The 14,357-nt window shown below is 57.3% G+C and carries 8 protein-coding genes; 4 read left to right on the top strand and 4 right to left on the bottom strand.

Annotated elements, in window-relative coordinates; all coding sequences use genetic code 11:
* Positions 1-129 precede the first annotated feature (129 nt).
* The 4 genes from ATN00_RS09835 to ATN00_RS09820 form a co-directional block, all read right to left on the bottom strand.
* Positions 130-2,298, bottom strand: a complete 2,169-nt coding sequence (locus ATN00_RS09835) for a PKD domain-containing protein (protein ID WP_197413715.1) — start codon at positions 2,296-2,298, stop codon at positions 130-132.
* Between the two features lie 98 nt (positions 2,299-2,396).
* Positions 2,397-4,067, bottom strand: a complete 1,671-nt coding sequence (locus tag ATN00_RS09830; RefSeq protein WP_062064287.1) for a tannase/feruloyl esterase family alpha/beta hydrolase — start codon at positions 4,065-4,067, stop codon at positions 2,397-2,399.
* A gap of 49 nt (positions 4,068-4,116) precedes the next feature.
* The gene (locus ATN00_RS09825) at positions 4,117-6,213 is read right to left on the bottom strand and encodes a PKD domain-containing protein (RefSeq protein ID WP_062064285.1); all 2,097 of its coding nucleotides are present in this window, start codon (positions 6,211-6,213) and stop codon (positions 4,117-4,119) included.
* 114 nt (positions 6,214-6,327) lie between these two features.
* Entirely contained in the window at positions 6,328-8,865 is a 2,538-nt protein-coding gene (locus ATN00_RS09820) for a TonB-dependent receptor (RefSeq protein WP_082635160.1), read from the bottom strand.
* A 635-nt stretch (positions 8,866-9,500) separates the two neighbouring features.
* On the opposite strand from ATN00_RS09820, the gene ATN00_RS09815 reads away from it, so the two are divergent.
* The 4 genes from ATN00_RS09815 (at position 9,501) to ATN00_RS09800 (ending at position 14,165) form a co-directional block, all read left to right on the top strand.
* Positions 9,501-10,751, top strand: a complete 1,251-nt coding sequence (locus tag ATN00_RS09815; RefSeq protein WP_197413714.1) for a GntR family transcriptional regulator — start codon at positions 9,501-9,503, stop codon at positions 10,749-10,751.
* A gap of 224 nt (positions 10,752-10,975) precedes the next feature.
* Positions 10,976-12,079, top strand: a complete 1,104-nt coding sequence (locus tag ATN00_RS09810; protein WP_062064279.1) for a phosphotransferase — start codon at positions 10,976-10,978, stop codon at positions 12,077-12,079.
* Positions 12,080-12,096: 17 nt separating this feature from the next.
* Entirely contained in the window at positions 12,097-13,083 is a 987-nt protein-coding gene (locus ATN00_RS09805) for a zinc-dependent alcohol dehydrogenase family protein (RefSeq protein ID WP_062064277.1), read from the top strand.
* 167 nt (positions 13,084-13,250) lie between these two features.
* Positions 13,251-14,165: a helix-turn-helix domain-containing protein gene (locus tag ATN00_RS09800; protein ID WP_231746441.1), complete on the top strand. Its 915-nt coding sequence runs from the start codon at positions 13,251-13,253 to the stop codon at positions 14,163-14,165.
* The last annotated feature ends 192 nt before the right edge of the window (positions 14,166-14,357 follow it).

Here is a 14,357-nt window from a genome sequence, read left to right as displayed (position 1 = left end):
ACGACCAACCGGATACCGACCAAGAGCCTGCCGGCGAAACTCGGCTGCCTCATTCATTATAGAGAAGATTGTGACCCGGATGCGGCGAATGACTATCGCCGCTCCGGGCATGACCGAAGACGGAAACCGTCAACTGACCACCACGCGCGCGGAGGCGACGTTCGAAACGCGACGAAACTTCGCATTGACCTCGCCTTCACGGTGCGATTCTACCAGTGCCGTAACGAAATAGGTGCCCGGCCTATCGAAGCTGTGGCTCGTACTGAGCATGAGCGCGGTGCGTGTGCCATCCACGACTTCCTCGCGGGGATAGCTTCCCGTTCCATCGAAATCCCATTTCACACCGATGATCTTCCCGGTTCCCTCAGGCACTTCGGCCTTCACGATCAAGGCGACGCTTTCCCCTACGCGCACATCCGCGCGCACTCCGCCATCGGCGGTGACTGACACGACCGGCTGGATTCCACCGCGCTCCCTCGCTGTCGGCGGCAGCGTTATCTGACCATCAACCAGCGAAAAATTGCTATCAATCGGCTCGATGTCATTTTCCACCCAATCGACGAGATCCAACAAGCACTGTTCAATCACCGGCTGATAGTCGATCAGCCAGGTGGTGTTGGCGCGGCCCGGCGCAGACGCCGCCATATGAGGCGGGACATGTTCGGCATTCTCGGTCCAGCGCAGCCGGAACTTCTTTCGCGCCTCGACCGCGCCATATTCACGCTCGACATTATTCTTCATGCCGACGCCCTGCACCGGCCAGAGAGACGCATCGTGGGTGTGATGGACCCACATCATTTTACCCTCGAACCGACCTGTGTGTAACACGCCCATGAAAGGTGACGCCTCCGGCTGCCGATATTGCTTGTAAATCGGTTTGCCACCGATCCGCAGCGCGTCCCATTCGACATGGTTCATGATGTGGTGGCGATAATAATAGCAATAAGCGAGAAAGGCGCGGTTATCGAGTTGGACCTCATCACCTGCCTGAACCCCTTTGAAGCGCAGATTCTGCGCCTCGCCAGCGCCCGCTCCAAGCCAGACAGTGCGGACGCCGGACATATAATAAAGCTGCCGGCCAGTCGCCTTGCCGCTCAGGAATTTGATACCGGCCCCCTGTGGATAGCCGCCCGGATCCTGCTCCAGTTCGACTGCCATCGGCACGTCCCACATATTCTCCATGCCCGCGAACACGCTGGCCAGCGCGACGATGCGGGCATATTCGGGCGCGCGAAATTCCGCTTCCTCAGCGAGTTGACGTGCAAAAAGAGGGCGTTTGATTCGGGTCTTGAGGTTTATGATGTCCTTGCGAACCAGATCCGGCTGATCGTGGCCGACATGGCCGGGTTCAGTCCAGAAGGACTTGAAATAGGGATCCTCGGCCTCCAGCCGCTCGGCCATAGAGGCCCACAACCAGGCTTGCCCCATGGGCTGCATAATCATGAACTCGTCGCCGCGCGGATAACCAAGGCGATATAGCGTCGCCAGTTCTTCTGCCTGATGCGTGTCCAAACCTGCGAAGGGATTCCCACTGCCGCCCGGTTGCATCGCATCGATGACATCGAGGAGCTTCGCACCCAGCACGCGTTGCACGTTAAACATGGATGAAAAGTTTGGCGTGCCCGTGCGAAGCCGACGCATGTCGCCATGCTCGCCGTCCATGGCATCGCCCATATAGGGGAGAGCGGCGTCCCATGTACCCTCCCCATAGGCGAGACACAGGGGCGACCGGCGCGCGCCACCGCTGCCGCCATAGACATAAGCGTGATGCGGAGCCTCTCCATAAATCTGCCTGGCCACATATTTAGAAAAGCGTGCAGATTCAGCCGCAGCGCGAAAACCGTAGATCGTCGGGTCCGGTCCAGCCTTCGGGTCTTCGACATCCCCGATATGGCCCATATTGGATTCCACGCAGTAACCACCTAGCCGAAACGTCATCTCCAGGCCGCCTGTGATCGGCCCGAGGGGACCGGCATTGACATTCTCATGGCCGGCGTTCGCGCCTTCGAGAGGCTGAAAAAGACGCCCTCGGTAATGCTCGGTAGACGGAAAGCAATATGTGAAGCGCGTATCCGTCCCTTCGAAGCCGCCGTGGATATAGCGATAGGGAGTCCCCTCCCCCCGTTGCTCATCCGCATCGATAAAAGGTCGACCAAAGAACGGGTCAGTCACCTTGTAACCATCAAGTTCGATCGGCTTGGCGCTGAGGCTAGCGGCGGGCTGCGCTAACAGTGATCCCGTAGCAGCCAAGCCAGCTATGCCTACGCCGCCGGCGATCACTTCTCTGCGTTCCATCATGTGGCGTTCCTATCCCGAATATGCGGCCTGTTCTGTATGTCCGCTCCGCCAGCGGTCCCCTATTCACCCACCGGCGGAGCGGACGACTGCACCGGCCGCTACTTGCGCGGCTTGCAGGTCCAGTTTTCGCTTTCGCTCTCGCCGCCAGGCTTGCCGTTGAAAGTGGCGACCGTCGGATCGGGGCAGAGCAGGAAGTCGCGCGGCGTGCCCGTCGACGGCGGCACGATGACCCCTGAAACAGTGCCCGTCTTGGGATCGGCGAAGGCCATCTTCGCTCGGTCACCGCGATGAGTCACGATGCTGGCCGGCGCCTTCTTGTTCTCCACCCAGTCGATCAGCGATGCCAGCATGGCGTCGGGTGCATCCTGCGGGCCAGTTCCGCTGCCGCAATGGGCCATACCAGGCACCTGATAAAAGCGAGCGAAGGCGTCGAGCATGCTCGGTCCCCCGACGGCTTTTCCAACAGCATTGTAATAGCTGCGTAGATCCTGGACGAGGCAACAGGGGTCGCTTTCCCCATTCCAGAAGATGATCTTGCCACCCTGCTTCTGAAAAGCCGAGATATCAGGAGAATAACGCGTGTAACCCAGGCGGTCGCCAGCCGCCCACCAAGCATCGAGATCGGACTGCTTATTGAAATCAAACTGCTTGATCGCCTGATAGTCCTTACCGAAATAGGCCTGGGCCAGCGAATTTCCCATAAGATAGCCGATCGGCAGTGCCTTCATCTGGTCGAACGTCATCTTGTTGGTATCGACATTCAGATCCCATGGCGGCGGCCCGCCGATGAAACCGGACCAAACACTGATATTGCTGATCGGCAGGCCATCCTTGATCTGCTGCCCATTGGGGCCACGAGGCCCGCGCAGCAACGCCTCTACCGTGCGCCGTTCTGGTGCGGTCAGACAGTCGGCGCCGTCACCGGCCTTACACTCGAACTGCTTCATGTCGACCTTGCAGGCCTTGTTATCGGCTATGATGCCATCCTCAGCCCCATCCAGGCCATCGCAGATCGCGGTAACCTTCTTGTCAAGCATCCCAAGCTTTGCAGGCGACACCCATGCGCCGGGTTCGCGCAACATCTGCTGCCCCATGTAAATGAAGGCCAGCATCGTTTCAGACCCGAAGGTCGGGCCGATGCCGGGCGCACCGAGAAGGATACCGTCATAGTCGCCGGGATGATGGGCCAAAGCCTCCATGCCCATGCGTCCGCCGCCCGAACAGCCCGAATGATAGCGCCAGATCTTCTCCCGCCCATAATATTTGCGCGTAATCTGTTGCGTCGCAGCGGCGGTCACATGGCCGCCGCGATGAATATAGTCGATGGCCTGGGCCGGGCTTTCACCGATGAAGCGCCAGTTGGCACGGTTCTGCTGACCCGTATCCGTGCCAGCAACCGCGAAACCCTTGATCAGCGGATTGCCCGCCGGAACCTGCGAATCCGTGGGGACGAAGCCCGCGGTGGCCCCCATGCCGATGAAATAATAGCGCCCATTCCAACCTGTATCGGGCAATTGCAGGCGGAAGTTTACGCGGTTCGGTCCAGGGTTCGTGGTCGTCACATAGCCGTCGACGCGGCAATGAGGCACCGGCGCAGCCGTCGGGACCGCCGAGGTAATCGTCGCGTCCGGCGTCGTCATCGCCTGGATGGTGGCGACGCTGCACTGTCCGGCTCCTGTCTGAGTCAGAGCCGGGCCCGCCAGCAGGCTGGCTCCCGCCGCTATCAGACATTTGAATGCAACCGCATCGCGTCTTGAAAAGCGCATCATATCGATCTTCCTCGCAAGGTGAAAAGGGAAGGATGAGGGGAGCGGGCCATCAGGACACCACTATGCGGGCTGCGGCGAGATTTTCGACCTGACGCGCCGCAGTCGGATCGCCTTCCCGATTCAATCGAACACGGGCGACAGCGAAATAGGTGCCGGGCTGGTCGTAGGCGTGGGTCATCGACAGGGAGAGTTTGGTCTCCCCCTGCATGATCGGCTGCTCGATGGCGAAACGGCCGGAATTATCGAAGTCCCACTGGACCTGCGTGATCGTGCCTGCGCCCGGCGGTGCTTCCGCTTCGAGTTGGATCGTGACGGGCTGCCCTGCCGCCACTTCCGTCCGCGCGCCGCCATTGACAGTGACCCCCGCGACCGGCTGCGTCCCGCCGCGTTCGGCGGCGGTGGGGGGCAGGCTGACCTTGCCGTCCACCATGGTGAAATTGGTCTCCGCAGGCGGGATCTCTTTCTCAACCCAGGCGGCGAGATCAGCGAGGCCTTGCTCAACACTTGGCAGGTAGTCGATCAACCACGTATTTGTGGCGCGCGCCGGATGGGTTGGCAACAACAGCGGCGTGACATGCTCCGCATTTTCGGTCCATTGCAGGCGGAAACATTCGCGTGCCTTTTCAGCGCCTTGCGCCGCTTCGACTGCCTGCTTGTAGATGATCCCCTGCGGTGGCCAGAGCGACGCGTCGTGCGTATGATGTATCCAGAGCAGCTTGCCTTCATAGCGGCCGGAATAGGGGACACCCATCAGCGGCGAGGCTAGCGGCACATCATGCTGAGGATAGAGCGGCACGCCATCGAGACGCAGGAAATCGTTCAGCGCATCGCTCGACAGATGATGCCGATAATAATAGCAAAAAGCGAGGAACGCATGATTGTCGACATGTATCTGGTCGCCCGGTTTCACACCGGTGAACCGGATAAGGTTTGCATCCCCATGCCCGTCGCAGAACAACAGGTTCCCGACGAAACCCGTGCAATAGAGCTGCCGTCCAGCAGCATCGCCATTGGTGATGCGGACCCCGGCGCCCAGCCGGTAGCCCGGCGGAAGGTCAGCCAACTCGACCGCGATGGGCAGGTCCCAATTGCCGCTACCCGATGCGCTCAAGGTCATCCGCGCGCGCATCTCTGCATATTCGGGCGCAGCAAATGCATCCGTCGTGAGGTCGCGCGGCGTGACGACCCGGACTATCGTGCAGTGCTGGTCGATCAGGTCTTCCTGCACATGCTGGGGCTCATCGAAGCCCAGATAGCCTGGCTTGGTCCAGAAATTTCGGAAATAGTCGCCATCCTCGGCGATCAACATGTCGGCAATCGAAGACCAGAGCCAAATCTGCCCCATAGGCTTGGCGATCATGAACTCGTCACCACGAGGATAGCCAAGGCGGTAGAGGTTCGCCAATTCTTCCCGTTCGTGGGCGGAAAGGCCTCCGAATGGATTACCGCTTCCACCGGGCTGCATGGCATCGATCACCCGATCAAGCTTATCGCCTTCCAACAGCCGCTGGACATTGAACATCGCGCCGAAATGCACTGGCTGTTCGCTGCGGACACGCGCAGTCGTACCATATTCGGCGATGTCGCCGCCGCCCATGAACGGCAACGCACCATCATAGACACCGGCCCCATATTCCAGATGGAGGGGTGATCGCCGTCCTCCCCCGCTACCGCCCCAGACATAGCTATAAGCGGGCTCACGACCATAAACCTGCTTGCAGACATGCTTCGAAAAACGCGCTGCCTCAACACCAGCGCGATGGCCATAAAGAGTCGGGTCATCACCCGCACGCCGGTCGATATCATCACCGATATGACCGCAATTCGATTCCACCATATAACCGCCGAGCCGGGCAATCATGGGAAGGCCACCCAGCAACTGCCCCATCATCCCGGCAAAAGCTTCTTCATGTCCGGCATGGGCACCTTCGATCGGATGATACATCCGCCCCTCCCACGCTTCGATAGCCGGGAAATAGAAAGTAAAACGCGTATCCGTGTTCTCAAAGCCGCCGTGGATATTGCGGTGCGGGTAGGGCTGCTCACGCCATTCGTCGCGATCGATATAGGGCCTGCCGAAATAGGCGTCTGCGACTGCGTAACCGTCCGGGTTGATTGCTGATGCCGTCAGTGCTTCCGTTGCCATTAGCCCATTGTCTCCCGAGTTGCTTATCGCGCTTCACGTCCTATCATGTCGCCCGATCCGTAAATGTGGCTTGTCCACAGGGCAGACGCCGCCGCGCGACGCCTGCCCGGTTCATCAGTTAAATTGCATGCGAAGTTGCAAGCCATAGGTCCGCGGCTCGTTGTAGGTTGCCTGGCTTGCCCCGAGTGAAGTCAGCGTGTTGCCATAGCCAACATAGTGCGTGTGGTCGGTAATGTTGCGAATGAAGAAAGCCAAATCCAGTGGCGATCCACCGATTTTATTCCAGTCTAGGCGCGCGTCTGCCATAGCATATCCGCTCTGAAAACCCAATTGCTTTGGATCTTGTAGAACGGAATCATCAAATAGCGTCCTCGACTGATAGTATATATTGGTAGATATAGCGATCTCGCCTATAGATTCATCAACCGGCAATACATAACGACCGCCAAACGATATTTGATGCTTAGGAACCCCGACATAAGGCGTCTGAATATTTGGCGTGCATACGCCGAGAGTATTGGTCGTGCAACCGGGATATTTAGTATATCGGGCATCGGTGTAGGCGTAGTTGATGAAGGCAGACAAGTGTCGGCTGAACTGGAAATTACCTTCCAGTTCGACGCCACCGATCTTCGCCTCCGCAATATTATTCGTCTGCGTTGTTACACCGCCGCCCAGCGAAACCGGCAACGCAATCGTCTCTGCCCGCTGAACATTACTGTACCAGCTCTGATAAGCCGCCAAGTTGATACGGCCGCGCACGCCACCCAGCAGCCAATCCCATTTAACACCGCCTTCGACATCCTTCAGTGTTTCAGGGTCAAAAGTCGGGCGTACACCGGGAATGCCAGCGCTGGCCGCCGTGCCATTGACGCCACCCGGCTTAAAGCCTTTGCGTGTTGTCACATAGACGAGCAAGTCATTGTTGGCCTTATAATCCAGCGTAAACGTGTAGCTCGACGCCTTTTCCCTGAAATCCTGGATTGAACTGATCGTACCGGGCTGCAATCCAGTTGGCGAAGGCGTAAAATTCCGGAAAACCTGATAGGTTGAATCTTTGGTCAAGCGGTAACCGGCTGTCAAATGTAGCCCATCGAGCATCAAGTCCGACAGGTCTGCTGTGAACTGTCCATAATAGCCCATCTCCTTGCGCTTGCTGTACGTAGTGGTCGTGGGGAATATGAAGTTAAGGCTGTCCAATGGAACCGTCAGGGCGTTGTTGAACGTCTGGAATATGGGCGGCATGCCAACATTGTTGTTTGATGCCTGAGCCAGAAAATAGCCCAATATCCAACTGTGCTTGCCATCTATATCTCCGAGGACCTGAAATTCCTCAGTGAAATTTCGATGAAATGGAGATTTCTGAGCCTGATCTGACACAGATATTTCTTGTGGCATCCCGATGAGATCATATTGATTGATAACGACGCCATGATTTTTCGAGTTTGTCCCGAATTCTCGGATGACGTTATTTTCTAATACTCGAAACATCGACCCGATATTCTTAAATGTCACATCCCCGATGACCGGCACCTCGCCGATATTGACACTAGTGGTATTCGTGATCTGCTGGGTCTTGAAATTCTGATAATCCCGTCGAGACGTCAGATTCCGGCGCTTTGAGCCACCGGCTGCAAGTCGCGCCTGTTCAGCCTTAAGCTCCGCAACCAGATCCGCGATCCTGCCGGTTCGCGTCGCGATGCACCCCGGCACGGCGGTCGGCGCGGATATGCTAGCACAAAGGCCCGCCACCGCGAAATAGCCGACGCCTACGCCGGGCGTCGTGTTGAATAGGGCAAAGTTCGGATTGAAATCCGTAAAAACTCCGCCGACGGATGCTTCGTCCGCTTCAAACTGCTGCAGCATGAAATAGCTTTCCAGCCATTCGGTCGGTGTCAAATTGATACCTAGACGAAATGTTTCACGATGCTTCTGATCGAGCTTCTGGCCAGTGCTCTGGCTGACGGTAAAACCATCGCGGCGGGCAATGTCAAATGCGAAACGCACTGCGATCTTGCCCTCGATTATCGGGATATCAACGGCGCCCTGAAACTCTCGCAAATTATAGTTGCCCACTTGAACATCGAGATAACCGCCGAATTCGTCCTTGGGCTTTTGCGGACTGAACAATACGGCGCCGCCGGTACTGCTCTTGCCAAACAGCGTCCCTTGGGGCCCTTTCAACACCTGCACTGACGCCATATCGAAGATCATCAGATTGGCAGCAGCGCTTTGCAGATTGGGATTGAGGCTGCCAAGCGGCACTTCGTTGAAATAGACGAGCACCCCCGGATTGCCCGAGAACGTGTTGCCCTGCCCGCGAATAAAGTAGTCGGGCGTCTCACGCGTGGCGCCCCCGACGCGGACGTTCAGGCCCGGCACGGACATAGTGAGGTCATAGGGATCATTGACCGCCTTTTCGCGCAACTGTTCCGGCGTGATCGCAGTAATCGATACGGGCACATTTTGCAGCGCTTCCTCACGCCGGCGGGCAGTGACGACGATGTCTGAAAAAGCTTCAGACGCCGCCCGATCGCTTCCCACCTGAGGCACACGCGGCGAAGCCGATTGCGCGGCAGCAACGGCCGGCATGAGCCAGCAAATCCCTCCAAGCGCGGCCATCCGTGCCGCGGACGAGTGCAGTAATTTCATCCCAAGCCCCTCCCCTGTTCGACATGATCGCACATTTGCGAACCGTCATTTTATTGCGCGCGGTGTATCGACACGACCCCTCCGAGAATCGCAGGACACAAACCCATGCTATTTTATCCCGGAATGATTTGATTATTATGGATAATATACAGCTATTTCAAATCACTCACGAGAAAATCTTATAAATTATGCTCCAATTTTTTGAATTTTACTTATATATCTGGAACAAAAATATTCTCAACCGATCCTTCGATCAAACGGGATTTGGATGTCGTCGATCATCAATCCATAGCAATGGATTTTGTCGGTTAGAATTGCCGCGTGAATTGACCGCCTATTTATCAATTCCTATCTTCCGGCGATTTCCGCAGGCAATACATGTTGCAGCGCATTATGTCGCTTTGTCAGATCGCGAAAAATCCAAATTAAATTAGCATTAACATAGATAGGGCCTGGCATAATAGAATATTGCGCCGCATCAATTTCCCACCTGACACGGGCCAACCTTAGAATTCCGCTCCTGTTTGCTGGCATTTCTCCGTCAGACTCAATAGGCTGGGTCCATCTTGCGCGGTTCAATGCGGAGGCAAGAAAAGGAGAGAGCAAAAACATCTCCGAAGAAAGAGAGGATGCCCATGGAGATTCGATTCGACTGGCCCAAAATATATGATTCCGTGCTGTTCGAAACGGCGACGCGCGAGAAGTTCGCACAGGTAATCGCACGGCGCATCGAACAGGCAATCGACGAAGATGGCGTAACACCGGGCGAATCCCTGGGAACGTCACCGGGTCTGTGCGACCAATTCGGCATCGGCAAGGAAACGCTGCTCGAAGCGACACGTCTGCTGGAGGATCGCGGCATTGCCCGCATGCGACGCGGAGCGAAGGGCGGCCTGATCGCCCTGGGACAACCGATCCATGATGCTTCTTCGCTGCTCCAGCGCTACCTCCCCGGCGCAGGCATCACGGTTGATCAAATTGTCGAAGCGCGCCGGGCCATCGAACTGCTGCAGATACATGACTATCACGTCGGCCAAGGCCGAAGCGCAGACTTCGAAAGCCTTTTCCAAAGCCTGTTGCTTGACGGCCAGTCTGCGGTCAGCAAGGCTCTACCCTTGGGGCCCTGGGCCGACGCGGCAGTTCATCCTTGCTTGAAGCCCTTTGTCACAGCGCTCGATGCGCTTCTGGCGGCGAACGATGCTCCCGAGACGCCCGGCTGCGCCCGGGATCAGGGCCTGGTTGGTCTTTCGGCCGAATTCCTGGCTGGCGAAGTAGCGCGATTGCGTCGCATGGGAATCAAGAAGTTGGGCAGCGAACAGCAATTAGCCGAACGCATCGGCGTCAGCCGGCAGGTTCTGCGGCAGGCGATGCGATTGCTGGAGGATCGAGGCTTGCTTACCTGCCGCCGGGGCCGCAGCAACGGAATCGTCACAGCAGCGGCGCATCCGGCCAATATCGTCCGCGGCCTAAGCGATGCCTTCGCAAGGCAGCGTCTGGCCGACGACGATTTTCGGCACATATTGGCGACGCTTGATCGCATCAATCGCAGCCTGTTTGCATCAAAGGCCGACGTTTCGCGCTTCGACGCGCTACAGCATATGATCAAACGCAAGGATTGGCGCAATCCGGCTACCCATATCCGGCGCATGCATATCGAATGGCCCGTGATCAACAATCCGGCCCTCAGCTTGCTGGAACAGGCCTTATCCGCTTATCGCGCGCGCCGTGCCGGATTGAAGATCTTTGTCGGGATCAGCGACATCGATTTATTGCAGCAGAAGGCGCTCGAGCATGTCGACTTCATGCGCGGCCGCAATCTCTTGGCCGCCGACCGGCATTATATGGAAATGCACGGCCAGATCGCCATACTGCTCGGCGGACATTGAGGTCGACATGGATGGTTTGCCCGGTGCATAGATCGGTGCTCAGAACGTACAGACGGTCATAATGGACCGGTCTCAAATGCTGGCTCCGATCCGGCAAATGGTAGGCGAGTGCGAAACATTTGTTGAGATGGACGCCTTTTCCTGTCGATCGGATAACGGCAAGGACACGATGCGGCCCGAGAGATCGCGCGCAATGACTGAAATTGCAAGGAGAGAGGGAAACCGTGGCATCCTTTGAAAAATCCCGCGGCGAACCGCGCCGGACCGAACGCCTGCCCCTCTCATTCGACGCCATTACCCCGGCATGGCTGACCGAGCTGTTGCGGCATCAATATCCAGGTACAGTCATTAGCGATATGCACCTGCTCAGTGAGATCAAGGGCCACACCAGCAAGGCACGCTATGCCATCGATCGCAATCAGGCCGCGCTGGATGCTGGATTGCCCGATCAGATCTGCCTTAAGGCCAACCTGACCGGTGATCCGCTCAGCAGCAATGCCTGCGTCAATGAAGCACGCTTTTACGGGTTGTTTAGCGGCACGCTCGACCTGCCGGCACCGCGCTGCTTCCTTGCCGACTGGGATGATGATGCGGAAGGCCAGCAGGGGCTGGTCATCCTTGAGGATCTGGTGCCATTGGGCGGCGAATTCGGCACGTCGGGACAAAGCCTGACGCACGATGCCATGGCCAGCGCATTGACGGAAATGGCTCGGCTCCATGGTATGACATGGGCCCTGCCCGATCTTGATCGTCAGCGATGGCTTCTGACAGGGACCACGCCGGCAACCGCAGGCGACGACTATTGGACGTTAATGCGCGACTATGTTGCGCGGCACAATGAAAAGCCGGAACATCTCGCGGTTCTTCCCGCCTGGGCCAGCGCTGACCCGCAACGGCTTCATAAGGCCTATCGGCAATTATGCGAAAGGGAAGCTGGCGACCACAGCCCCCTTTGCCTCGTTCATGGGGACGCGCATATCGGCAACAGTTATCTGCGTCCCGACGGAGCGAGGATGTGGTTCGACTGGCAAATCGTGCGTAAGGCGCGTCCTTGGCGGGATGTCGCCTATTTCATGGTCGGTTCGCTTGGCATCGATCAACGCCGGGCATCAGAGCGCGCGCTCATCCGCCATTATTGCGATGAAATGTCGGGCCACGGCGTCAGGCTGGATTTCGATACGGCCTGGGACGATTACCGGCGCTGGATTCTATGGGGACTGATAGCCTGGCATCTCAATATCAACCCCAACGAGGATACGGTCGCCAGCCTTGACCGCTTCGGCACGGCAGCGAAGGATCTGGATACCGGATCTTTCTACGGCTTCTAACGGAAGGAATGCCGATCATGGCACAGGTAATACGCTTCCACGAGACAGGCGGCCCGGAGGTTTTGCAGATTGAGCGGATCGATGTCAGGCCGCCGCACCAAGGCGAGGTCCGTATTCGCGTCGAAGCCGTGGGACTCAACCGATCGGATTCGATCTACTATCATGGTCAGCATCCGGTAATTCCGTGCCTGCCATCCTTATTGGGTCAGGAAGCGGCAGGTAGGATCGAGAGCATTGGTGCCGGTGTGACCGGGCTGGCTGTTGGCGACGCCGCAAGCGTCATCCCCCGTATGGCACCGGAGTTCGGAACGATGGGATCTTTGATCGTCGTTCCGGCTCGCTATGTGATCAGGCATCCCGAAAATCTGAGCATGATCGAAGCAGCCGCCCTCTGGGCGCCATTCCTGACAGCACATGGATGCCTGTTCGGGGCGGGGAATGTGAAGCGAGGCGAGCATGTCGTCATCACCGCCGCATCGAGCAGCGTGGGCCTGGCAGCGATCCAGTTCGTCAATCTGGCGGGCGCCATCCCGATTGCCGTGACACGCAATCGAAGTAAGGCTGACCAACTACGGACGGCAGGCGCTCGCCATGTGATCGTAGCTGGAGAGGAAGAAATCGGCACCGCGATCCGGCGGTTGACGAACGGCAAGGGAGCCGAACTCGTGATCGACGCAGTTGCCGGGGCTGGCATAAACGATCTTGCCGCGGCCATAGCCTTTCAGGGACGTTATGTCCTGTATGGCATATTGAGCAGAGAACCGACGCCCCTGCCCGTGGCGGCGCTGTTCGCGAACCATCTAACGATCCGAACATCGGTGCTGGACCCGTCCATCATCGACCTGAGCGGGGCGATCGCCGACATCGTAAAAGCTGTCGAAGAAGGTGGCATAAGGCCCAACATTGATAAGGTCTTTGAACTCGCCGACATCGTGGACAGCTTTCGCTACCTGGAATCAAATGAGCAGTTCGGCAAAATCGTTCTGAGAATGCCAGCGCCATAAAGAACTAGAAAGAGGCACAGCTTCGGGGGCAAGTCACGATCAGCACCGGCGGCATCGGCAGGAAGCATCAAAATGGGGATCACTGATCACCAATCTTCATCGACGAGCTTACAAGCCAGTCGGCGATATTTCGCGCAGGACGCGATGCGCGAACTACGCTATGCGGAATGCAGATCAAAGACAGCAGGTGCACAGAGGGCAAGATGTTCCGACCGGAGAGCGACTGGACTAAACAGGAGAGATTCGGCGTAACGGATTTTAACATCGAAGCCACGGCCAGCATCCTGGACACACGGGTCGACATTCGGCATTTCAACTGGGTACTGCCCAGCAGCGGGCCATTCAGTCCCGAGAAGCACTATCTCGATTATTCTTTGGACCGGCAACCCCGGCGGAGCCTCATCACAATGGGTCGGAACGACAGGCGCGCGTTGAGTGGGGACGTGCTCTATCTGCCACCTCACCGGCCATATATCGGTCAGCCTGCCTTGCAGGAACGACACCTCGTTTGCGTCGCAATGGGCGAAGCTTTTTTGGAAAACATATTCGATGGCCAGCGCCCTATGCAAAAGCTCGATCCCTGCGCGGATATCCAGAATGTCGTGATGCGCCGCTTGTTCGAGGGGATTGCAATCGAATTGCGATCACCGGGCTTCGCCAGCAAGACCGTAATCGAATCCATGCTCATGAACCTGGCCGTCGAACTGGTGAGGCATGTTGGGTCGGAGGAAACGCGCAGCCCCGCCTCTCGATGCACGCGCCAGGTGCGACATATCTCTGACTATATAATGGGTAATCTGTCGGGACCATTGGGCGTCGCCGACATCGCGCGGGGCTGCAACATGAGCGTTCGCCACGTGTCGCGCGTATTCAAGGAAGCTACCGGTATTAGCTTGGGCGATTTCGTTGCGCGCAGCCGTATCGCGATGGCCAAGGAAATGCTGCGCTCCGAGGACACCCGGATAAAGGAAATCAGTTGGCGTTGCGGATTCAGCAGCACGTCGGCTTTCTCGGCAGCATTCCGCACCGCAACCGGACAAACGCCGAAGGAATTCCGTCAACCTCCGGCCAGCATGCACTGATAGTAAACAAACGAAAAACAACCATCAGCCCAAACCGACATCATAGACAGGTAACGAAACGAACTAAGGTTCGCTTATCGGGCTTGCGGTAGATTGTTTCCTACATACCTGCGGCATCACGATCAAAATTCTTGAAATTCAGTCAAGCAGTCATTCTAGAAGAATATACCACTGTTTACTTGCCCATACTCA

Source organism: Sphingobium baderi (assembly GCF_001456115.1).
GTDB classification, from domain to species: Bacteria; Pseudomonadota; Alphaproteobacteria; order Sphingomonadales; family Sphingomonadaceae; genus Sphingobium; species Sphingobium baderi_A.
Note: the sequence above shows the minus strand (reverse complement) of the source record. Positions and strands in the feature narration are given on the sequence as shown.